This is a genomic window from Curtobacterium sp. 'Ferrero' (assembly GCF_002412165.1).
GTDB lineage: Bacteria > Actinomycetota > Actinomycetes > Actinomycetales > Microbacteriaceae > Curtobacterium.
This window is the reverse complement of record NZ_NXIA01000024.1, coordinates 1-22146: the sequence shown is the minus strand read 5'-3', so window position 1 is coordinate 22146 and position 22146 is coordinate 1. Positions and strand designations below refer to the sequence as shown.

Below are 22146 nucleotides of genomic sequence, written 5' to 3'. Positions count from 1 at the left end.
CCGGGCCGCAGCCGGGAGGCACGGTGTGCGTCCGTCTCGCCGGCTGCAGCCCGTCACGCGCCGGTCCGGTCGCGGTCCGTCCCGGTGTCCTCGCGGTGCTCCCAGATCCCCTCGCTGCCGACGCCGACGAAGCCGACGGCCTCGTTCACGTCGAGCATCGGCCGGTTCTCCTCGGCGTTGAACGTCAGGATCGCGGGGTGACCGGGGTGGTCTCGCTCCACGGTCTCGATGCCGACCACCTTGAGCAACCACCCGAGGCGGTGTCCTCGGTGCTCGCGCAGCACGAGCGTGTCCCACTGCATGACCGCACGCTCCGGGGCATCGGGCACGGCGAGCTGCGTGAAGCCGACGAGCGCGCCGGAGTCGACGTGCTCGACGGCGACGGTGACCATCGTGCGGGGAGCGCGGTCGAGCTCGGCCTCGTTCGCCCGCACCCGCTCGCCGTCCCAGCGGTCCTCCGGCTCGTCCATCCCGCCGGCCGGGGTGTCGGTCGACATCCTGGTGTGCAGCAACGCGATCCCGTCGAGCCAGCGCTCCGGAGTCCTCCCCGGCCAGGAGTGCACCCGGTAGGCGGACCCGGCTGCCGCGGTCGCGCGGTCGTGCAGGGCGGCGACCACCGACCGGTCGGCGGGCAGTGCGAGGCGGCTGATGCGGTTGACCTGCCCGAAGTGCCAGCCGCGCGCCGTCAGGAACCGCACCGCGCGCTCGTCGACGGGGACCGCCCCGGCGCCCGTCGGTGCCTGCAGGTACCCGTCGCCCGTCGCCGGACCGACCTGCCGGGAAACGGCGTACGTCTTCCACTGTGTCCGTCCGGCCCGCCGGGCCTCGTCCTCGAGCCGGTCGGCGAGCAGGCGCCCGACGCCGCGACCCTGGTGCGCCGGGTCGACGCCGACGGCCAGCCAACAGTTGGTCGTCCCGTCGGCGTCCTTCGTGTCGTACGACGCCGAGCCCACCACCGTGCCGTCGGCGTCCCGGGCCACGAACAGCCGCGAGGGGGCGCCCGGCTCGTGGCACAGCGGCAGGTACTCCTCCGGGGCCCACGCCAGCTCGGCGAGTCCGTGCACGGCGACCTCGGCCCGGTCGGACACGTCGAGCCAGGCCCGGAAGGCGTCGACGCGGGCGGGGTCGTCGCCCATCGTGGTGGGGACGTCGAGCTCCTCGACGGTGTACGGCGGTGGGCCGTCGGTGGTCATCGTCCTGCTCCGATCCGCTCCCCGGTCCTGGGCAGCCTGACAGGATATCGGCGAGGTCGACCGGCCGCTAGGCTTCCACCGTGCTGCTCTCCGACCGCGACATCACCGCCCAGCTCGCCGACGGCCGCATCGGCCTCGACCCGTACGACGCGTCGCTCGTGCAGCCCTCGAGCATCGACGTCCGGCTCGACAAGTACTTCCGGTTGTTCGACAACCACAAGTACCCGCACATCGACCCGGCGGAGGACCAGCCCGAGCTCACACGGCTCGTGGAGACGGACCCGGACGAGGCGTTCGTGCTGCACCCGGGGGAGTTCGTCCTCGGGTCGACGTTCGAGGTCGTGTCGCTGCCCGACGACATCGCGGCGCGGCTCGAGGGGAAGAGCTCCCTCGGACGCCTCGGTCTCCTCACGCACTCCACGGCCGGCTTCATCGACCCGGGCTTCTCCGGCCACGTCACCCTCGAGCTGTCGAACGTCGCGACGCTGCCGATCAAGCTCTGGCCGGGCATGAAGATCGGCCAGCTCTGCTTCTTCCAGCTCTCGAGCCCGGCCGACAAGCCGTACGGCTCCGCCGAGTACCAGTCGCGGTACCAGGGGCAGCGTGGTCCGACGCCCTCGCGGTCGGCGCAGAACTTCCACCGGACGGACGTCTCCGTCCGCCCCTGACCGGTTCGCCCTGCGGGTTCCGGTCCCGCGCACCGACACCGGCCATCGACACCCGGCCACCGACACCGGCCAGCAACACCCGGCCATCGACACACCGCGATATTGCAGGAGCAATCGCGGAACGTCCTTGTGTCGAACCGCAGAAGTGCGTAGGAAAATGTCGCATTCTGTGTACCGTGGCCGCATGTCTGCAGTCCTCCCCAGGCCCGCGCCGACGGTGTCGGCTGCCGAGCTCATCCGTGACGCCCGCGTCCGCGCCGACCTCACGCAGGTGCAGCTCGCCGTCCGCGCGGGCGTGACCCAGAGCGTCATCAGCACCTACGAGAACGGCCGCCGGGAGCCGTCGCTCGCCGCACTGCAGCGGCTCCTGCTCGCGGCGGGGTTCACGACGACGATCGAGCTCGAACCCGTCGAGGAGCCACCGCCGCTCCGGGAGCGCGTCGCCGCCGTCCGGGACGACCTCGTGACGATCGTGCACCGCCGCGGCGGCAGCAACCCCCGGCTGTTCGGGAGCGTCGCCCGCGGTGAGGACGGGCCGGGCAGCGACGTCGACCTGATGGTGGACCTGGAACGCGGGCTCGGCATCTTCGCGCTCATGCGGATCCAGGACGAGGCGGAGCAGCTCCTCGGGGTCCGGGTCGACGTCGTCGACGCCGCGGGCATGGACCCGGAGGTCGTCCGGTCGGCGGTGCCGCTGTGAGCCGCCGGGCCACCGAGCGGCTCGACGACGTCATCCGGGCCTGCGGCGTCATCGGCGGCTACGTGGGCGACGCGGACCTGCCCGAGGCGATCGTGTACGACGCGGTGCGGATGCGGCTCGTCGAGATCGGCGAGGCGGTGCGGATGCTCCCCGGCGAGCTGACGGCGTCCGAGCCGAGCATCCCGTGGGCGAAGGTGTCGCTCCTCGCCGACCGGCTCACCCGGCAGTACTTCGACACCACGCCGGCGGTCGTGTTCGGAACCGCCCGGACCGACGTCCCGCACCTCTGCGCGGCGGCGCGGCGCCTGCGCGCGACCCTGCCCGACCCGACCCGGTGACGGACGGGAGGCACGGTGCGGGCCCGCACCGTGCCTCCCGTCCGTCACGACCCCGGGGACGACGCGGGACGGCCCCGTCTCGCTGCTGCGAGACGGGGCCGTCCGTGTGCTGTGGAGCCGGAGATCAGCCCTGCTTGGCGAGCTGCTCGAGGGTGTCGTTGCCCTTGTAGGCCTCGACCGCGTTCTCCTTGGTGACGAGGATCGGGGTGAGCTCGACCGTCGGGACGACCTTCACGCCGTTGTCGTTGTTCTTGTCCTGCACCGTCTTCGGGGTCTTGCCCGCGGCCAGGTCGGACACCAGGTCGATGGCGGCCTGCGCCTCCTCCGTGGTGTTCTTGTAGATCGTCGAGTACTGCGTGCCGTTCATGATCAGCGGGATCGAGGCGGTCTCGGAGTCCTGACCGGTGATGACCGGGGTGTCCTTGCCGGCGGCCTTGGTCGCGGTGAGGATCGCACGGGCGAGGGTGTCGTTCGGCGACAGGACGCCGTCGAGCTTGGTGTCACCCGTGTAGTACTGCGACAGCAGGTCGGTCATGCGCGACTGCGCCTTCTGCGCGAGCCAGCCCTGCGTGTTCACCTTGGCGAACGTGGTCTGCCCGGAGACGACCTTGAGCGTGCCGTCCTTGATCTTCGGCTCGAGGACGCTCATGGCGCCGTTGAAGAAGACCGTGGCGTTGGCGTCGTCGGGCGAACCGGCGAACAGCTCGACGTTGTACGGGCCGCTGCCCTTCTTGGCCTTGAGACCGTCGAGGAGCGCGTTGGCCTGCAGCTGGCCGACCTTGTAGTTGTTGAACGCGACGTAGTAGTCGACGTTCTTGGTGTTGAGGATGTTGCGGTCCCAGGCGATGACCGTCGCACCCTGCTGCTTCGCGGCCTTGACCTGCGAGCCGAGCTGCGAACCGTCGGCCGCGCCGATGATGACGGCCTTGGCGCCCTTGGTGATCATGGTCGAGATCTGCGACTGCTGGTCCGGGACCGGGTTGCCGGCGTTGGCGTACTGGATGTCGGCCTTGAAGCCGGCGTCCTCGATCGACTTCTTGAACGCGGCGCCCGCGAGCACCCAGTTCTGCGAGGTCTTGGCCGGCAGGGCGACACCGATCAGGTCGCCCTTCTTGATGCTCGCACCCGAGCTGCTGCCCGAGTCCGAGGTTCCGCGTGCGGAGCAGCCGCTGAGTGCCAGGCCCGCGACGAGGGCCAGACCGATGCCGGCGATGAGCTTCTTGCGCATGAGATTGCTTTCTCTTCGTTGAGGGGGTGGTGCTGTGGTGATGGGGTTCGTGCGTCGGGCGGACGGGTTGCCCGCCCGACGCCACGTTCTAGTGGGTGTTGACCTTCTCCGGCTGGTCCTGGATGGACTGCGGCTGCTGGGCCGCCACCGTGTCCTGCTGGGTCTCCTTGCGCTGGAACTGGCGCATCATGCCGCCGATGAGCGACGGACGACCCTGCGACTTCGAGTAGACGTCGAAGGCGACCGCGACCAGGAGCACGAGACCACGGATGATCTGGACCCGGTTCGACTCGATGCCCATGAGCTGGAGGCCGTTCGACAGGAGCGCCATCACGAGACCACCGATGATGGACCCGGAGATGGTGCCGATGCCACCGGCGACCGCGGCGCCACCGACGAACACGGCGGCGATCGCGTCGAGCTCCCACCCGGTGCCGTCGGCGGGGCCGGAGGCGTTCGAGTAGCCGACGAACACCATGCCGGCGATCGCGGCGAGGACCGACATGTTCGCCATGACGAAGAAGTTCACCTTGCGGGCGCTCACACCGGACAGGACCGCGGCGTTGGCGTTGCCGCCGACCGCGTAGACCTGGCGGCCGAAGATCGTGTTCTTCGTGATGAAGCCGTAGACGATCGTCAGGACGCCGAGGATGATCGCGACGATCGGGACCGAGGTGCCGACCGGGCCGGCGCCGAACAGGTACGTGGCGACGAGCGTGACGGCGACGAGGATGCCGGTGCGGACGATCGAGACCCACAGCGGCGGGACCTCGGCCTGCATCTTCTTCCGGCGGGCGCGGCCGCGGATCTCGATGATGATGAGCGCGACGATCGTCACGAGCCCGATGAGGAGCGTGCCGTTCGAGTAGCCGAAGTCCGGACCGAAGTCGGGCAGGAAGCCCGCGCCGATGACGTTGTAGTCGTTCGGGGTCGGCACCGAGGTCGACTGGCCGATGATCTGGTTCGCACCGCGGAAGATGAGCTGACCGGCCAGCGTCACGATGAACGCCGGGACGCGGACGAACGCCACCCAGAAGCCCTGCCATGCGCCGACGAGCGCACCGACACCGAGGCCGAGCAGGATCGCGGCCCAGGCCGGCCAGTGCCAGACGGACATCGACTGGGCGACGATGATGCCGACGAACGCCGCGACCGAACCGACCGACAGGTCGATGTGGCCGGCGATGATCACCATCACCATGCCGAGCGCGAGGATGAGGATGTAGGAGTACTGCAGGAACAGGTTGATCACGTTGGTGGGCTCGAGGATGAGCCCGTTCGTGGTGAACCAGAAGAAGATGACGATCGCGACGAGCGCGATGATCATGCCGTACTGGCCGACGCTGTTGCCCTTGCCGAAGAGCAGTTTCAGGTTGTTCATGAGACGAGTGCGCCCTTCCGCGCGGAGGTCATGCTGCGCATGAGGGTTTCGGGGTCAGCCTGGTCCGCGGGGACGTCGGCGGTGATCTGGCCCTCGAAGATCGTGTAGATCCGGTCCGAGAGGCCGAGGAGTTCGGGGAGCTCGGAGGAGATGAGGATGATGCCCTTCCCCTCCGCCGCGAGCTGCTGGATGATGCCGTAGATCTCGAACTTCGCGCCCACGTCGATGCCGCGGGTCGGCTCGTCGAGGATGAGGATGTCCGGGTCGGTGAACATCCACTTCGAGAGGACGACCTTCTGCTGGTTCCCGCCGGAGAGCTTGCCGACGTTCTCCTCGACCGTCGGCACCTTCGTGCGGAGCAGCTTCCGGTACTTCTCGGCGACGTTGTACTCCTCGAGGGAGTCGACGACGCCGGCCTTCGAGATCTTCGGCAGGTCGGCGGCCACCGTGGACCGCTTGACCGTGTCGAGCAGGTTCAGGCCGAGCGCCTTGCGGTCCTCGGAGACGTAGCCGATGCCGTGCTCGATGGCCTGCTGGACGTTCGTGACCTTGATCTCGCGGCCGTCCTTGATGATCTCGCCGCCGAGCCAGGTGCCGTACGAGCGACCGAAGATGCTCATCGCGAGCTCGGTGCGTCCGGCGCCCATGAGTCCGGCGAACCCGACGATCTCACCGCGCTTGACGTGGAAGTTCGAGCCCTTGCACACCAGGCGCGACGAGTCGAGCGGGTGCTGGACGGTCCAGTTGCGGACCTCGAAGAACGTCTCGCCGATCTTCGGGGTGCGGTCCGGGAACCGGCTCTCGAGCGAGCGGCCGACCATCCCGCGGATGATGCGGTCCTCGTTGACGCCGTCGCCCTTCACGTTGAGGGTCTCGATCGTCTTGCCGTCGCGGATGATCGTGATGCTGTCCGCGATCTGCTCGATCTCGTTGAGCTTGTGGCTGATGATGATGCTCGAGATGCCCTTGGCCTTCAGCCCGACGATCAGGTCGAGCAGGTGCTGCGAGTCGTTCTCGTTCAGCGCGGCGGTCGGCTCGTCGAGGATGAGGAGCTTGACGTCCTTGTGCAGGGCCTTGGCGATCTCGACGAGCTGCTGCTTGCCGACACCGATGTTCTTGATCTGGGTGTCCGGGTCCTCGGCGAGGCCGACACGGGCGAGCAGGTCCTGCGCGCGGAGCTGTGCGGTGGTCCAGTCGATGACACCGAACTTCGACGGCTCGTTGCCGAGGAAGAGGTTCTCGGTGATCGAGAGCTCCGGGATGAGCGCGAGCTCCTGGTGGATGATGACGATGCCGGCCTGCTCGGACTGCTTGATGTCCTTGAAGCGGACCTCTTCGCCCTCGTAGACGATCTCGCCCTCGTAGGTGCCGTACGGGTACACGCCCGACAGGACCTTCATGAGGGTCGACTTGCCCGCGCCGTTCTCGCCGCAGATCGCGTGGATCTCGCCGGCGCGGACGGTGAGGGAGACCTCGGAGAGGGCCTTCACGCCCGGGAACTCCTTGGTGATCGACCGCATCTCGAGGATGGTCTCGGCTGCGGTCACCGACCTCGTCGCGAGGTCGGGTCCCTGTGGGGTTGACGCCACGGTGCATCTCCTTCTGCCGCTTCGGCGCGGCAGTCCTTCGGGTTTCTGCTGCGGCAGCGAGGCGGCAGACGTGCTGCCAGGACCTCGTCGTCGCGTCCGGTGCCCCGGCTGTGTGACAGTTCATGTGAACGGTCACATCGCTGGAACGGGGGCAATCCTACGCACAGGGGTCCGGCGGCTGTCAATTCGGATTTGTCGCGTTTGTGTAACGGCCTGCGTCATCCGGCCCGACGTGCCGTCCCGTGGCCCCCGGTGTGGGGTGTCCACGCGTGCGCTTGCGGATGTCCGCACACGTCCGCCGGTGTCCTCGCGAGGCAGCCTGGAGGCGCGGGTCGGGCCCGCCACGTGCCTCCAGTCCGGTGGTTGCGCGCGTCAGCGCGACCGTGGCGCGCCGGTCGAGCCGCGCACCACGAGCTGCGGAACGATGTCGATCGGTCGGAGCTGCTCGTCGTCGCGGGGGAGCAGCAGGTCGACGCAGCGCCGTCCGAGCTCGGCGAAGTCGACCTGGACGGTCGTGAGCGGCGGCCAGAAGTGCTTCGCCTCGGGGATGTCGTCGTACCCGACAACGGAGAGGTCGCCCGGCACGTCGAGCCCGTAGGAGCGTGCCGCGTGGACGAGGCCGAGCGCCATCTGGTCGTTCGAGCAGAACACCGCGGTGCAGTCCCGCCAGCGCAGGAGTTCGCGTCCGGCGTGGTACCCGAAGTCGGCGGTCCAGTCGCCGAGGATCGGGGCGACGACGGGCATCTCGCGGTCGGACATCTCCCGCATGAAGCCCTGCATCCTGGCGTCGGCCTCGATCCAGTCCTGCGGCCCCGCGATGTGCCGGACGTACTCGTGCCCGAGGTCGAGCAGGTGTGCCGTCGCCAGCCGTGCGCCCTCCATCTGGTCGACCCACAGTGCCGTCGGGTCCTCGCCCACGCTGGAGCGCATCGTCACGTAGGGCGTCCGGATGCCGAGCTCCTCGATGAGGTCGAACACCTTCTGCTGCGGCGCGATCACGACGATGCCCTCGACGTCGAGGTCGAGCAGCCGCTGGATGCTCTCGCGGACGGCGTCGTCCGTGGTGGCGGTGATCGTCGACGTCGTCACGTTGTAGCCGCGGGTCACCGCGGCGTCCTCGATGGCCTGCAGGGCCACTGCCGGACCGTAGTGCGCCCGTCGTGCCGTGAGGACGCCGATCGTGTGCGTCCGGCTCGTCACGAGGGCGCGCGCCGCACGGTTCGGTCGGTACTGCAGCTGCTCCATGGCCGCGAGGACCCGGTCGCGCGTCTCGGCCCGGATGGCGTCCGAGTTGTTGAGCACGCGCGACACCGTCTGGTGCGAGACGCCGGCGATCCGTGCGACGTCGCGGATGCTGGGCGCACGCGACTGTTGTGTCCGCGGTGACGCCATTGCTGCTCATTCCCGCCCGGTGTCGTGGCACGTCGATGTGCACGTTCACATTCCGGGCCAGATCATTATGCACGTCCTCGTCCTCCGCGCCACCTGAGTTGTGGTTCCCAGGTCCGTCCGTTACGGTTCACCGCGAGTCGGGCCGCCCACGGGACGCCGACCGCCACAACCGAAGACCGGTCGTCCCACCCGGACGACAGTCGCTCCAGACCTCAGAGAACAGCGGCACCCGCAGCGCCCCGGCGCTGGGGTGTCGCTGTTTTTTCGTTCGTCCGGGGCCTCCTCCCTCCCACCCCCCACCACGAAGGAGTGGCCGTGCCCGAGTCCCGCCGACTGGCGAGCTTCGTCGTCCTCTCGATGACCGGCGGCGCGATCTTCCAGGTCGCCTACATCCGCTTCGTGTTCCTCGCGGACACCGCGCACGCGCTCGGCCTGACGATCCAGCAGTACGGCCAGGTGACGTCCGTGTTCGGTGCCGTCGCGGTGGTCATGTACTTCTGCGGCGGCTGGTTCGCGGACCGGTTCCCGCCCCGGACGCTCATCGTCGTGGCCCTGGCGGGCACGGGCGTCATCGACCTCTGGCTGTCGTCCGCGCCGGGCCCGGTCGCGGTCCTCGTGGCGCACGTGCTCATGGCGGTGCTCGGCATGGGGCTCTACTGGTCGTCGCTCGTCAAGCTCGTCTCGATGCTCGGTTCCGCCGACGAGCAGGGCAAGCTGTTCGGCTGGCTCGAGGGCATCCGCGGCGTCACCTCGACGGTCGTCGGGTTCGTCGGGGCCGCCGTCGTCGCGGCCGCCGTCGCCGAGACCGCCGGGGTGCTCGCGGTGATGCGGATCTACGGGGCGCTCTGCCTCGTGCTCGCGGTGCTCGTGTTCCTGGTGGTCCGGGTCGACCGGGACGCCCTCGCGGACGTCGGCCGGCAGACCGTCACGCTCCGGGAGCTCGTCACCGCCGCGCGCAACCGCTACACCTGGCTGATCGGCGGGTCGATCATGCTGATGTACTGCTTCTACACGCTGCTCGGCTACCTGACGCCGCTGCTGCAGGACGGGTACGCGGTGCCCGTCGTGCTCCTCGGTGCGATCGGCGTCGTGCGCACCTACGTCTTCCAGATCGTCGGCGGACCGGTCGGCGGCCTGCTCGTCGACCGTTGGACGCGCTCGTCGCCGGCGTTCCTGCGGTGGGCGTTCGTCGTCGCGGCGGTCAGCGCACTCGGCTTCCTCGTCCTGCCGCAGGACCCCGCGCTCGTCTGGGCGGCGGTCGGACTCATGGTCGTGATGTGCGTCGCCGTGTTCACCGCACGGGGCGTCTACTGGGCACAGGTCGGCGAGCTCGAGGTCCCGCTCGCCCAGCGCGGCGGGGTCATCGGACTCGCGTCCGGAATCGCGTACCTGCCGGACGCGTTCCTGCCGGCCCTCGGCGCCTGGTGGGTGGGCGACCCCGCGAACGACGTCGCGCCACAGGGCGGCGGCACCACCGCGATGTTCGCCGTCCTCCTCGTCGCCGCGCTGCTCGGCGTCCTGCTGACCACGCTGACCATGCGCGTGCGAGCCCGCGACCTCGCCCGCCGATTCGCCGCCGACGACCCGGTCGTCGCTGCGGCCTGACCCTCCACACCCCTCGAAAGGACCCCATGGACATCCGCGACTTCTCGATGGACCTGTTCTCGCTCGCGGGCAGGCGCGCCATCGTCACGGGCGGCAACACCGGCCTCGGCCAGGCGTTCTCGCTCGCGCTCGCCCGGGCGGGCGCCGACGTCTTCGTCCCGAGCGTGACCGACGACGACGGCACGACGCGGACGCTCGTCGAGGGCGCCGGGCGTCGGTACGCGTTCCTCGAGGTCGACCTCACCGCGGCCGACGCCCCCGAGCGCATCGTCACCGAGTGCGAGGCCGCGCTCGGGGGGATCGACGTGCTCGTGAACTCGGCGGGCATCTGCCTGCTCGACGACGTCGAGGCGTTCGACCGCGAGAAGTGGGACCCGATGGTGGCCGTCAACCTCACCGCCCCCTTCGCCCTCGGACACGCGGTCGCGAAGCGGTTCGTCGCCCAGGGCTCCGGCAAGATCATCAACATCGCGTCGCTGTTCGCGTTCCTCGGCGGGCAGTGGTCCCCGGCGTACGCCGCGACGAAGCACGGCATCGTCGGCTTCACGAAGGCGTACTGCGACGAGCTCGCCCGGCACAACGTGCAGGTGAACGCGATCGCCCCCGGCTACTTCGCCACCAAGATCACCGAGCAGACCCGGTCCGACCCGACCACGAACCAGCGGGTCCTCGACCACGTCCCGGCCGGGCGGTGGGGCGAAGCGGCCGACCTCATGGGCGCGACCGTCTTCCTCGCCTCGCGGGCGTCCGACTACGTCAACGGCCACACCCTGACCGTCGACGGCGGCTACCTCGTCCGGTGACGGACCCACCCACCCACCCACCGGAGGCGCGTGGCGGCCGGGCACCGCGCCTCCCGACCGCACACCACCCGGCCACAGCCGTCCCCACGGCGGCAGACCAGACCAGCGCAACGGAACACACGAACGAAGGGCTCACCACCATGATCGACTCGATCGCCTCCCTCGACCGGGCCGAGATCCTCGCGCGTCTCGCCGACGTCGTCCGGCCCGACCAGATCGACACCGACGAGCAGCACCTCAAGGAGGCCAGCGTCGACCGGTTCAAGAAGTACCAGTCGGTCCACGGCATCTACGACGCGCCCACCCCGGTCGCGATCGTCGACGCCGAGTCCACCGAGGACGTCTCCGCCGTGCTCGCCTTCGCCGACGAGCACCTCGTCAACATCGTCCCGCGGACCGGACGCACCGGCACCGAGGGCGGCCTCGAGACGAGCGTCGTCGACACCATCGTGCTCGACTGCTCGCGGATGGACGCGATCCTCGAGATCGACGAGGAGGACATGCAGGTCACCGTGCAGGCCGGCGTGCCGCTCCAGCGACTGGAGGACGAGCTCCGTGCGCGCGGCCTGACCACCGGGCACTCCCCGCAGTCGAAGCCGCTCGCGCAGTACGGCGGGCTCGTCGCCACCCGGTCGATCGGGCAGTTCTCGACGCTCTACGGAGCGATCGAGGACATGGTCGTCGGGCTCGAGGCCGTCTTCCCGGGCGGGGCCGTCCGCCGGATCAAGGCCGTCCCGCGCCGCTCCGCCGGTCCCGACATCCGCCACGTCGTGATCGGCAACGAGGGGGCGCTCTGCGTCATCACCGAGGTGACGGTCAAGGTCTTCAAGTACATGCCGGAGAACAACGAGTTCCACGGCGCGCTCGTCGACGACATGCGCACCGGCGTCGCGATCATCCGCGAGGTCGTGGTCAACGGCTTCCGCCCGAGCGTCGTCCGGCTCTACTCGCCCGAGGACGCGAACCAGCACTTCGCGCACTTCTCCGAGGGCAAGTGCGTCGTCGTGTTCGTGGCCGAGGGGCCGGCCGGCATCGTCCGTGCGACCTCCGACGAGATCCGGCGCGTCCTCGCCCAGCACGAGCACCAGCCGGTCGACCCGGGGCTCATCGAGCAGTGGTTCGAGAACCTCAACTGGGGTCAGGACAAGATCGACGCCGAGAAGGCGACCATGCTCGAGCGGCAGCACCTCGGGTACACGACCGAGGTCTCCGCGGACTGGTCGGCCGTCGCCGACCTGTACGACGCGGTCATGCGGCGCATCCGCGAGGAGTACCCGCACGCGGGCGACCTGACCATGCTCGGCGGGCACTCGTCGCACAGCTACCAGACCGGCACGAACATGTACTTCGTGTACGACTACGCGATCGACTGCTCGCCGGAGGAGGAGATCGAGAAGTACCACATCCCGCTCAACGCCATCATCGTGGAGGAGGCGCTGCGGCACGGCGGGTCGATGGTCCACCACCACGGCGTCGGCAAGTACCGCACCCCCTGGGTCGAGGAGGAGCACGGTTCGGCGTTCGCCATCATGCAGGGACTCAAGGCGCAGTTCGACCCGAAGGGGATCATGAACAAGGGCACGATCTTCCCGGCACCCGGCGCGATCCAGCCGGCCGCGGCGAACCCGGAAACGACCTTCCGCGCATGAGCAAGTACCTCGTCGGCATCGACAACGGCTCGCAGTCGTCGAAGGTCACGGTCTTCGACGAGCGGGGCGTCGCCGTCGCCGAGGGGCGGGTGCCGCTGCGCCCGAACCACACCCCGGCGCCCGGCGTGGTCGAGCACCCCGACGACGACCTCTGGGACTCGATCGCCGCGGCCTGCCGACAGGCGATGGCCGCGTTCGACGGGGACCCGTCCGAGATCGTCGGGGTCGGGCTCTGCACCATCCGGTTCTGCCGGGCGCTGCTCCGGGCCGACGGGTCGCTCGCGCAGCCGGTGCTGTCGTGGATGGACGAGCGGGTCGGCCGACCCTTCGTCGCCGAGCACGACGACGTGGCGTACGTCACGACGTCCTCGGGCTACGTCACCCACCGGCTCACGAGACGCTTCCGTGACACCGCCGCCAACTCGCAGGGGGTGTGGCCGATCGACACCGCCACCTGGCGGTGGAGCGAGGACCCGGCCGCGTACGCCGCCACCGGCATGGAGCGCTCGCAGCTGTTCGAGCTCGTCGACCCCGGCGCGGTGCTCGGGACGGTGTCCCCCGCGGCGGCCGTCGCGACCGGACTGCCGGAGGGACTGCCCGTCGTGGCCACGGCGAACGACAAGGCCGTGGAGGCGCTCGGCTGCGGCCTGCTCGACCCGGCGACGCTGCTCGTCTCGCTCGGGACCTACATCGCCGGGATGTCCGTCGGGTCGGGCACCACCGGGGGCGGTACCTCGTTCTGGACGAACTTCGGTTCGGAACCCGGGCGGTACCTGTACGAGTCGGGCGGCATCCGCCGGGGCATGTGGACGGTCAGCTGGTTCCGCGACCTGCTCGGACCCGAGGCCGTCGCCGCCGCCGAGGCGTCGGGTGAACGCGTCGAGGACCGCCTGAACCGCGAGGCCGCTGCCGTGCCGGCCGGGTCGGACGGGCTGCTGACGGTGCTCGACTGGCTCGCGCCGGCCGACGCCCCGTTCCGGAAGGGCTCGATCCTCGGGTTCGACGGTCGGCAGGGACGGGCCCACGTGTACCGGTCGATCCTCGAGGGCATCGCGATGACGATGCGGGAGCGGACCGACGCGATGGCGGCCGAGCTCGGCACGGCGTTCGACCGGGTGGTCGTCTCCGGCGGCGGCTCGTCGTCCGACCTCATGATGCAGATCACGGCGGACGTGTTCCAGCGGCCGACGGTGCGGGTGGTCGGCGACAGCGCGGCCGGGCGGGGCGCGGCGATCTGCGCGGCCGTCGCCACGGGCGTGCACCCGAGCTTCGCTGACGCGGTGTCGGCGATGGTCGTCGAGCGGGACCGCTTCGAGCCGGACCCGACGACGGCGTCCGTCTACGACGCGCTGCGCGCCGTCCACGCCGACGTCACGGCCCACACGGACGCGCTGTTCCGGCGGACCGCCGCCGTCGTGGGCTGACGCCGGACGGGAGGCACGGTGCCGGCCCGCACCGCGCCTCCCGTCCAGCGTCGGTCACCTTCACCGCAGCGCCTGCGCACTGCGCGCCCACCCGCGGCGGGTGCGATCACATGCCCCAGACGCCCCGGTCCGACGACGCGACGGCGACCGCACCGGCACCGAGCGCCGCGACGACGTCCGCCTTGTCGCACACCAGGCCGCCGGCGATGATCGGCACGTCGACGTCCGCCCGCAGCCAGGTGATCACCCGCGGCACGCACCCGGGCAGGATCTCGATCGCGTCCGGCGTCGCCTGCGCCACGACGCGGGGCAGCTGGTGGTACGAGAACGAGTCGACCAGGAAGAACCGCTGCACGGCGACGAGCCCGGCGCGCTTGGCGGCACGGACGAGGTTCGTCTTGGTCGACAGGACGCCGTCCGCACGGGTGTGCTCCGCGAGCCAGGTGACGACGACCTCGCGGGCCGAGAACCCGTCGAGCAGGTCGACGTCGACCAGGACGGTCTTGCCGGCGTCCTTCGCGCGGGCGACCACGTCGGCGATGTCGAGCACGCTGCCGAACAGCACGAACACGACCCCGCGGTCCGAGGCGAGCACGGCGTCGAGGGCGCCCGCGTCCTTGATGCTCGCGACGACCGGGTCGTCGCGGAGGGCGTCGAGCACGGCCGCGGCCGAGCGACGGTGATCGGCGGCGGTGCCGGGGTCGGTCGTGGTCATGCCGACCATTCTCGGGGTACCGACCGGGAACCTGCCCAGTCCTGTGCATGTCGCCGCCGGCGGGCCCGGCGGCGACCCGGGCGGACGGTCAGCGGGTGACGCGCTGGCCGGCCCGTTCGAGCTCCGCGAGCTGCCAACCGAGCCAGGGGCTCCAGGCGAACGGCGCGCCGGACACCGAGGCACGCAGCTCGTCCTCGGCCACCCACGCGTACTCGGCGACCTCGTCGTCGGCGGGTGCCGGGACGTCGTCGGTGACCGCGCGGTACACCGGGCAGACCTCGTTCTCGACGATGCCCGAGGCGTCCACGGCGCGGTACCGGAAGTCGGGCAGGACGACCTCGACGTCGCGCACCGTGATGCCGAGTTCCCGCGACGCGCGTCGCGCGATGGCGTCCTCGAACGACTCGTCCGGCCCCGGGTGCCCGCAGAACGTGTTCGTCCAGACCCCGGGCCAGGTCTTCTTCGACAGCGCGCGGCGGGTCACCAGGACCTCGCCCGCGGCGTTCCGGACGTGGCACGAGAACGCGAGGTGGAGGGGCGTGTGGTCTGTGTGCACCGTGAACTTGTCCGCCGTCCCGATCGGGGTACGGTCATCGGAAAGAAGCACCACGGTCTCCGGGAAAGTGCTCATCTGACTCGATAGGTTAGGCCAATGAGCGAGGAAGCGACCACCATGGCGCAGATCGACCTCGCGCTCGTCGACGACTGTCTCGAGCGGTTCTTCACCGTGTCGAGCGCCCGGGCCGAGCGCTACGGCGGCCCGAACCCCGAGCTGTGGCGTGTGCTGCGCCGGGCGAGCATGGGCGGCAAGCGGTTCCGACCCCGGATGGTCCTCACCGCGTACACGGCCCTCGGCGGTGGCGACCTCGTGGCGGCGGCCAACGTCGGCGCCGCCTACGAACTCCTGCACACCGCCCTCGTGGTGCACGACGACGTCATCGACCGCGACTGGTCCCGACGCGGCCAGCCCAACGTCGCGGGGTCGTTCCGCGACACCGGGACGACGGGCGGTCTGCCGTTGCCGACCGCCGAGCACCGCGGCACGAGCGCGGCCGTGATCGCCGGGGACCTGGCGCTCGCCGCGGCCCCGCGCTTCATCGAGGCGTCCGGCGTCACGGGCGAGCGCCGCGCACGACTCCTCGACCTCTTCGACGAGGCGGTGTTCGCGAGCGCAGCGGGCGAGATGGCCGACGTCGACCTGGCCCTCGGACCGATGCCGTCCGTCGACGAGGTCCTGGCCATGGAACGGGCGAAGACGAGCGTGTACTCGTTCGAGGCGCCCCTGCAGTCCGGTGCCGTCCTCGCCGGGGCGCCGGAGCCGGTCGTCGCCGCGCTCGGGGCCTTCGGTCGCGAGATCGGCATCGCCTACCAGATCGTCGACGACCTCCTCGGGGTCTTCGGGTCCGAGGCCGAGACCGGCAAGACCGTGCTCGGCGACCTCCGCGAGGGCAAGCGCACGGTCCTGATCGCCCACGCGGCGTCCACCGACTGCTGGCCGGAGCTGTCCGAGCACCTCGGCGACCCGGACCTGACCGAGGAGCAGGCCGCCGAGCTCCGTGCGACGCTGGTGTCCTGCGGCGCCAAGGCCGCGGCGGAGCAGCGCGTCGCCGACCACACCGCGCTCGCCCGCGCCGAACTCGCGGGGCTGCCGTACGACCTCGCCGACCGACTGGAGTGCATCGTGACCGAACTCGTGGAGCGAGCCCGGTGACCGTCGAGCACCACCCGCACCGATCAGCCCCCGCCCGACTCCCGCTGTACGACGCCACCGCCGAGGCGGCCTCCGGCGTCGTCATCGACCGGTACTCCACCTCGTTCGGACTGGCCTCGCGGCTGCTCCGGAAGGACGCCCGCGAGCACATCCGGAACGTCTACGCGCTCGTCCGGGTGGCGGACGAGGTGGTCGACGGGCCCGCGACCGAGGCCGGACTCGACCACGACCTCGCCCGCACGGTGCTCGACGAGCTCGAGCAGGACACCGAGCGGGCGATGGCCCTCGGCTTCTCGACGAACCCGGTCGTGCACGCCTTCGCCCGGTCCGCGCGCGTCACGGGCTTCGGTCCCGAGCTCACCCGGCCGTTCTTCGCCTCGATGCGGATGGACCTCGACAAGACGGAGCACGACGACGAGTCGTTCCGCACCTACGTGTACGGCTCGGCCGAGGTCGTCGGGCTGATGTGCCTGCGCGCTTTCGTGTACCGGGCCGGCCGGCCGACGTTCGACGACGCCGTGCTCGTGGACGGTGCCCGGGCGCTCGGCGCCGCGTTCCAGAAGGTGAACTTCCTCCGCGACCTGCACGCCGACTTCGAGGTGCTCGGCCGGTCGTACTTCCCCGGCGTCGACCTCCGCACGTTCGACGAGGACACGAAGGTGCGACTCGTCGCCGACGTCCAGGCCGACCTCGACCGCGCTGCGATGACCATCCCGCTGCTCCCGAAGGACGCCCGGCACGCCGTCGGCCTCGCCCACGCGTTGTTCCAGGAGCTCAACGACCGCATCGCGGCGACGCCCGCACCGCGGCTCATCACCACCCGCGTGCGGGTGCCGAACCCGGTGAAGGCGCGACTGGCCGCGCAGGTGCTCGCCGGTCGCGGCCCGGCCGCGCGCGTCCGGTCCACCCGCATCCCGTCCACCCACCGGACGGGAGGCACACGGTGACGCCGCCCCGCGCCTCCCGTCCGACTGCACCCAGGAAGGTCCCGGTGCGTCGCGCCGTCGTGATCGGCGGCGGGATCAGCGGTCTCGCGTCGGCCGCGCTGCTCGCGCGGGACGGCTACGCCGTCACGGTGCTCGAGCAGCGCGACCAGCTCGGCGGTCGCGCCGGGTCGTGGGAGCGGGACGGCTTCCGGTTCGACACCGGGCCCTCGTGGTACCTCATGCCCGAGGTGTTCGACCACTTCTTCCGGCTGCTCGGCACCACCGCGTCGGAGCAGCTCGACCTCGTCACCCTCGACCCCGGGTACCGCGTGTACTCCGAGGGGCACGAGGAGCCGATCGACCTGCGCGCCGACAAGGAAGCGAACATCGCGCTCTTCGAGTCGATCGAGCCCGGTGCGGGCGAGCGGATGCGGAAGTACCTCGCCTCCGCCGAGGAGACCTACGCGATGGCGGTGCGTCGCTTCCTGTACACGACGTTCGCCGACCTGCGGAAGCTCGCGGCGCCCGACGTGCTGCGACGCCTCCCGAAGCTGCTGCGGCTGCTCACCGAGCCGCTGGCGAAGTACGCGAGCACGGCCGTGTCCGACCGCCGGCTCTGGCAGGTGCTCGGCTACCCCGCGGTGTTCCTCGGCACGAGCCCGTACGCCGCGCCGAGCATGTACCACCTGATGAGCCACCTCGACCTCGCCGACGGCGTGCAGTACCCGAAGGGCGGCATCCACGAGATCATCGGCGCGATCGACCGACTCGCGCGCGCCGAGGGTGTGCAGGTCGTCACCGGCGCCCCCGTCGAACGCATCGTCGTCGAGGACGGCCACGTCACCGGCGTCGAGCACCTGGATCACGACGGCGCTCGGCACGTCGTCCCGGCGGACCTCGTCGTCAGCGCCGCCGACCTCCGGCACACCGAGCTCGAGCTGCTCGACCCCGAGCACCGCACGTACCCGGCGAAGCACTGGCAGAAGCGCGACCCGGGGCCGTCTGCCGTCCTCGTCTACCTGGGCGTCGACGGACCGGTGCCGGGGCTCCTGCACCACACCCTGGTGTTCACCGCGGACTGGGAGGCGAACTTCGGCGCGATCTTCGGGAAGGACCGGCACGTCCCGGACCCCGCCTCGATCTACGTCTGCGCCCCGAGCGAGACCGACCCGACGGTCGCGCCGGAGGGGTCGAGCAACCTGTTCGTCCTCGTGCCGCTGCCCGCCGACCTGTCGATCGGCGGGGGCGGCGTCGACGGGGCCGGGGACGCCGAGGTCGAGCGCATCGCCGACCGCGCCATCGACGTCATCGCCGAGCGGGCGGGCGTGCCCGACCTCCGCGACCGCATCCGCGTGCGTCGGACCATCGGACCGCAGGACTTCGCCGACGACCTCAACGCCTGGAGCGGCTCCATGCTCGGCCCGGCGCACACGCTCCGGCAGAGTGCGTTCTTCCGCGAGCCGAACGTCTCGAAGCGGGTCGACGGGCTGTACTACGCGGGCGCCTCGACGACGCCGGGGATCGGGCTGCCGATGTGCCTCATCAGCGCCGAGGTCCTGCTCAAGCGCCTGCACGGGGACACCAGCACGGAGCCGCTGCCGACACCGCTCCGGCGGGACGCCGCCGTCTGATGCCCGGGCTGTACCTCGCCGGGCTCGTCGTGTCGCTCGTCGGCATGGCGGTGCTCGACGCCCGCTTCCGCCTGTTCTTCTGGCGGTCCCCGTGGCGCGCGGCGCTGGTGACGGTGATCGGTCTGGCGTTCTTCCTCGTGTGGGACCTCGCCGGGGTCGCCGCCGGGATCTTCTTCATCGGACCGCAGCGGGTGTTGACCGGACTCGTCGTGGCGCCCGAGGTGCCCGTCGAGGAGCTCTTCTTCCTCCTGCTGCTGTGCTGGACGACGATGAACGCGTTCGGCGCCGTCCGACCCCTCGTCGCCCGTGCCGTCGATCGGCGCCGCTCGTGACGACGAACGCGGCCTACGCCCTCCTCGCGGCGCCGTTCCTGCTGCTCGCCGTCGTCGTGGCCGTCGTCGCCGGTGTCGTGGCGGCGCGGCGAGCCCGGGCAGGCGGCCGGGACCCGCGGACCGGTCGGCGGGTCGCCGTCATGAGCGCGGTCGTCGCCGGGTTCGTGCTGCTGGCCATGACCGTCGTGTTCGACAACGTCATCGTGACGCTCCGCGTGGTCGCCTACGACCCCGCGCTCATCAGCGGTGCGAAGATCGGAGCGATCCCGGTCGAGGACCTCGCGTACTCGATCGGGGCGATCATCCTGCTCCCGGCGCTCTGGGTCCTGCTCGAGCGCCCGGCGCGACCGACCGCCGCGCCCCCGCGCGCCGACCGACCGACCGCAGAAGGCGAGCCGACCCCATGACCGCGACCCGCGCCTCCCGGCCGTCGACCCTGCGCGCCCTCTTCACGTCGTCGCGGCCGATCAGCTGGGTGAACACCGCCTACCCGTTCGGCGCCGCGTACCTGCTCGGCACCGACGTGTTCGGCTCGGCGCTCGGCGTCGTGACGTTCGTCGTCGGCGTCGTCTACTTCCTCGTGCCGTACAACCTCGCCATGTACGGCATCAACGACGTGTTCGACTACGAGTCCGACCTGCGGAACCCGCGGAAGGGCGGTGTCGAGGGCGCCCTGCTCGACAAGAGCGTGCACCGCACGACGCTCTGGGCCGTCGTCGTCACGAACGTGCCGTTCCTCGTGGCGCTCGTCGTGCTCGGCGGGCTGAGCGGCAACGGCCCGTGGTCGTGGCTCGTGCTCGCGATCAGCGTCTTCGCGGTCATCGCCTACTCGGCCCCGGGGCTGCGGTTCAAGGAGAAGCCGTTCCTCGATTCCCTGACCTCGTCGACGCACTTCGTGTCGCCGGCCGTCTACGGGCTCGCGCTCGCCGGACCGCACTGGACCGGGCAGCTCGGCGCCGTGGTCGTCGCGTTCTTCCTGTGGGGCGTCGCCTCGCACGCGTTCGGGGCGGTGCAGGACGTGCTCGCCGACCGCGCGGGCGGCATCGGGTCCGTGGCGACCGTGATCGGGGCGCGTGCCACCGTCCGGCTGGCGTTCGTGGCCTACGTCGTCGCCGGTGCCGCGCTGCTCTTCTCGGCGTTCCCGGGGCCGATCGCCGCGGTCGTCGTCGTGCCCTACGCGCTCAACGTCCTGCCGTGGTGGAACGTGACGGACGCCGGGGCGGAGTCGGCGAACGCGGGGTGGAAGCGGTTCCTCTGGATCAACTACCTCGCCGGGTTCCTCGTGACGATGGCGCTCATCGCGTACGCGTTCGTGCGCTGACCCGTCCTCCCGCGCCGGGCGCCGAGGTTCCAGAATTCCGGCATCTCCGCGCGTGAACTGCCCGTCCACGGAACCTCGGCGACCACCGCGCGGCGAGTCATGGAACCTCGGTGCCCGTCGCCGCCGCGCGAGCACGCCCGCCGCTCCACGCGTCACCGGTGCCTGACAGACTGGTCGCCGCGTGCGTCGTGGCCGGCGTGCGCGTCGACCACGAAGGAGTGCACACATGACGGTCCGGATCATCCACGTCGGTCTCGGAGGGTGGGGCGGCAACTGGGCCCGCACCGCCATCCCGGAGGTGTCGGAGGTCGAGGTGGTCGGCATCGTCGACCCCGTGCCCGCGACGCTCGAGGCCGTGCGGAAGGACCTCGCCCTGCCGGCCTCGGCCGCGTTCGCGTCACTGACCGAGGCGCTCGCCGGGGTGGAGGCCGACGCGGTCGTCATCACCGCCCCCGCCGTCACGCACGTGCCGCTCGCGCTCGAGGCCCTCGACGCCGGCAAGCACGTCCTCGTCGAGAAGCCCTTCGCCAACACCGCGGAGGAGGCGGCGACCGCCGTCCGCCGAGCCGAGGAGCTCGGACTCGTGCTCCAGGTCAGCCAGAACTACCGCTGGTACCCCGCCCCGCGCGTCGTCACCGAGCTGCTCGAGGCGGACGCCGTCGGGGAGGTCGCGACCATCGACGTCGACTTCCGGCAGTGGGACAACGACCTGCCGTTCGAGGAGCACCCGCACTACCGCTTCCCGCACGCGATGATCAACGACATGGCGATCCACCATTTCGACCTGATGCGGATGGTCACCGGCCGCGAGCCCGTGCGGGTGTACGCGCGTGCGTCGTCGCCGGCGTTCAGCAAGTACCAGGACGAGGCGATCGCGTCGATGCTCATCGAGCTCGAGGGCGGGCTCGTCGTCAGCTACCGCGGCAGCTGGCTCTCGCGGGCTCCCCGGACCGCCTGGGCGGGCGAGTGGAGCATCCAGGGGTCGGACGGCGAGCTCTGGTTCACGAGTCGTTCCGGTGAGCCGAACGCCGTCGAGGGCGACCGCGTGACCCTCCGTCGCACGCAGGACGACGAGGCCGAGGTCGTGGAGCTGCCGACGATGGCGCACACCGACCGGCAGGGCGGGCTGCAGGCCTTCGCGCGCTCGGTGTCGGGCGGTCCGGCGCCGGAGACGAGCGGGCGCGACAACCTCCGCAGCCTCGCTGTGATGGAGGCCGCCCAGCGCTCGGCCGAGTCGGGCCTCCCCGAGGACGTGGTCGTCCCGGAGTAGGTACGCCGCGACGCGCGCGGCGCGCGGTGCGCGTCGCTCCCGCGGAAGCGACAGATCCGTGCGGCAGGAACCGTGCGATCTGTCGCTCTCGCGTCCCGGACCGCGACCGCGGCGTCGCCGGTGTCGCTTCCGTGGTCGAGACCGCGACCACCACCGGACGGGAGGCGCGGTGCGCGCCCGCCCCGTGCCTCCCGTCCGTGGCCGGCCACGTCCACCGCGGCGCCCGGCCGTGCGACGACGGAGCCGCGGAAGCGCGGCACTGCGCGCCCG

The 22146-nt window shown here is 71.0% G+C and carries 21 protein-coding genes; 14 read left to right on the top strand and 7 right to left on the bottom strand.

Annotated features, from left to right (window positions below):
- Positions 1–53: 53 nt before the first annotated feature.
- Complete coding sequence (locus Csp2054_RS15665; RefSeq protein WP_096900391.1) at positions 54–1193, bottom strand: GNAT family N-acetyltransferase; 1140 nt, start codon at positions 1191–1193, stop codon at positions 54–56.
- 80 nt (positions 1194–1273) lie between these two features.
- Between Csp2054_RS15665 and dcd the strand changes: the two genes are divergently transcribed.
- From dcd to Csp2054_RS15650, 3 genes are all read left to right on the top strand, one after another.
- Positions 1274–1861, top strand: coding sequence for a dCTP deaminase (gene dcd / locus Csp2054_RS15660; protein WP_096900390.1), 588 nt, complete (start codon positions 1274–1276; stop codon positions 1859–1861).
- Positions 1862–2045: 184 nt separating this feature from the next.
- Entirely contained in the window at positions 2046–2561 is a 516-nt protein-coding gene (locus Csp2054_RS15655) for a helix-turn-helix domain-containing protein (RefSeq protein WP_096900408.1), read from the top strand.
- Positions 2558–2899, top strand: coding sequence for a DUF86 domain-containing protein (locus tag Csp2054_RS15650; protein ID WP_255252777.1), 342 nt, complete (start codon positions 2558–2560; stop codon positions 2897–2899). Before Csp2054_RS15655 ends, Csp2054_RS15650 begins: the two co-directional genes overlap by 4 nt.
- Before the next feature lie 124 nt (positions 2900–3023).
- Here Csp2054_RS15650 and Csp2054_RS15645 read toward each other — a convergent pair whose 3' ends face one another.
- The 4 genes from Csp2054_RS15645 to Csp2054_RS15630 form a co-directional block, all read right to left on the bottom strand.
- Positions 3024–4127 carry a sugar-binding protein gene (locus tag Csp2054_RS15645; RefSeq protein WP_096900389.1) on the bottom strand — a complete coding sequence of 368 codons (1104 nt, stop codon included), beginning with the start codon at positions 4125–4127 and terminating at the stop codon, positions 3024–3026.
- 88 nt (positions 4128–4215) lie between these two features.
- Positions 4216–5508: a multiple monosaccharide ABC transporter permease gene (gene mmsB / locus Csp2054_RS15640; protein ID WP_096900388.1), complete on the bottom strand. Its 1293-nt coding sequence runs from the start codon at positions 5506–5508 to the stop codon at positions 4216–4218.
- On the bottom strand, positions 5505–7028 hold the full coding sequence (gene mmsA / locus Csp2054_RS15635) for a multiple monosaccharide ABC transporter ATP-binding protein (protein ID WP_096900406.1): 1524 nt from the start codon (positions 7026–7028) through the stop codon (positions 5505–5507). The genes mmsB and mmsA overlap by 4 nt, the downstream gene beginning before the upstream one ends.
- 441 nt (positions 7029–7469) lie before the next feature.
- Positions 7470–8489 (bottom strand): LacI family DNA-binding transcriptional regulator, encoded by a 1020-nt coding sequence (locus Csp2054_RS15630; RefSeq protein ID WP_096900387.1) that lies wholly within the window; start codon positions 8487–8489, stop codon positions 7470–7472.
- Between the two features lie 315 nt (positions 8490–8804).
- Here Csp2054_RS15630 and Csp2054_RS15625 point away from each other — a divergent pair, with 315 nt between their 5' ends.
- The 4 genes from Csp2054_RS15625 (at position 8805) to Csp2054_RS15610 (ending at position 13970) form a co-directional block, all read left to right on the top strand.
- Positions 8805–10094, top strand: a complete 1290-nt coding sequence (locus tag Csp2054_RS15625; RefSeq protein ID WP_141399293.1) for an MFS transporter — start codon at positions 8805–8807, stop codon at positions 10092–10094.
- A gap of 26 nt (positions 10095–10120) precedes the next feature.
- The gene (locus Csp2054_RS15620) at positions 10121–10897 is read left to right on the top strand and encodes an SDR family oxidoreductase (RefSeq protein ID WP_096900385.1); all 777 of its coding nucleotides are present in this window, start codon (positions 10121–10123) and stop codon (positions 10895–10897) included.
- 140 nt (positions 10898–11037) lie between these two features.
- Positions 11038–12546: an FAD-binding oxidoreductase gene (locus Csp2054_RS15615; RefSeq protein ID WP_096900384.1), complete on the top strand. Its 1509-nt coding sequence runs from the start codon at positions 11038–11040 to the stop codon at positions 12544–12546.
- Positions 12543–13970, top strand: a complete 1428-nt coding sequence (locus tag Csp2054_RS15610) for an FGGY-family carbohydrate kinase (protein ID WP_096900383.1) — start codon at positions 12543–12545, stop codon at positions 13968–13970. The genes Csp2054_RS15615 and Csp2054_RS15610 overlap by 4 nt, the downstream gene beginning before the upstream one ends.
- 106 nt (positions 13971–14076) lie before the next feature.
- On the opposite strand, the gene Csp2054_RS15605 is transcribed toward Csp2054_RS15610, so the two are convergent.
- Both Csp2054_RS15605 and idi read right to left on the bottom strand, forming a co-directional pair.
- On the bottom strand, positions 14077–14685 hold the full coding sequence (locus tag Csp2054_RS15605) for a glycerol-3-phosphate responsive antiterminator (protein ID WP_096900405.1): 609 nt from the start codon (positions 14683–14685) through the stop codon (positions 14077–14079).
- Between the two features lie 88 nt (positions 14686–14773).
- Positions 14774–15316: an isopentenyl-diphosphate Delta-isomerase gene (gene idi / locus Csp2054_RS15600; protein WP_096900382.1), complete on the bottom strand. Its 543-nt coding sequence runs from the start codon at positions 15314–15316 to the stop codon at positions 14774–14776.
- Between the two features lie 21 nt (positions 15317–15337).
- On the opposite strand from idi, the gene Csp2054_RS15595 reads away from it, so the two are divergent.
- From Csp2054_RS15595 to Csp2054_RS15565, 7 genes are all read left to right on the top strand, one after another.
- Complete coding sequence (locus Csp2054_RS15595) at positions 15338–16396, top strand: polyprenyl synthetase family protein (protein WP_096900381.1); 1059 nt, start codon at positions 15338–15340, stop codon at positions 16394–16396.
- The gene (locus Csp2054_RS15590; RefSeq protein WP_096900380.1) at positions 16393–17343 is read left to right on the top strand and encodes a phytoene/squalene synthase family protein; all 951 of its coding nucleotides are present in this window, start codon (positions 16393–16395) and stop codon (positions 17341–17343) included. The genes Csp2054_RS15595 and Csp2054_RS15590 overlap by 4 nt, the downstream gene beginning before the upstream one ends.
- A 44-nt stretch (positions 17344–17387) precedes the next feature.
- Positions 17388–18953 carry a phytoene desaturase family protein gene (crtI, locus tag Csp2054_RS15585; RefSeq protein ID WP_096900379.1) on the top strand — a complete coding sequence of 522 codons (1566 nt, stop codon included), beginning with the start codon at positions 17388–17390 and terminating at the stop codon, positions 18951–18953.
- On the top strand, positions 18953–19285 hold the full coding sequence (locus tag Csp2054_RS15580) for a lycopene cyclase domain-containing protein (RefSeq protein WP_096900378.1): 333 nt from the start codon (positions 18953–18955) through the stop codon (positions 19283–19285). The genes crtI and Csp2054_RS15580 overlap by 1 nt, the downstream gene beginning before the upstream one ends.
- Positions 19282–19692, top strand: coding sequence for a lycopene cyclase domain-containing protein (locus tag Csp2054_RS15575; RefSeq protein WP_096900377.1), 411 nt, complete (start codon positions 19282–19284; stop codon positions 19690–19692). The genes Csp2054_RS15580 and Csp2054_RS15575 overlap by 4 nt, the downstream gene beginning before the upstream one ends.
- Entirely contained in the window at positions 19689–20606 is a 918-nt protein-coding gene (locus Csp2054_RS15570; protein ID WP_096900376.1) for a prenyltransferase, read from the top strand. Before Csp2054_RS15575 ends, Csp2054_RS15570 begins: the two co-directional genes overlap by 4 nt.
- A 226-nt stretch (positions 20607–20832) precedes the next feature.
- Positions 20833–21876, top strand: coding sequence for a Gfo/Idh/MocA family protein (locus Csp2054_RS15565; RefSeq protein WP_096900375.1), 1044 nt, complete (start codon positions 20833–20835; stop codon positions 21874–21876).
- Positions 21877–22146: the final 270 nt, after the last annotated feature.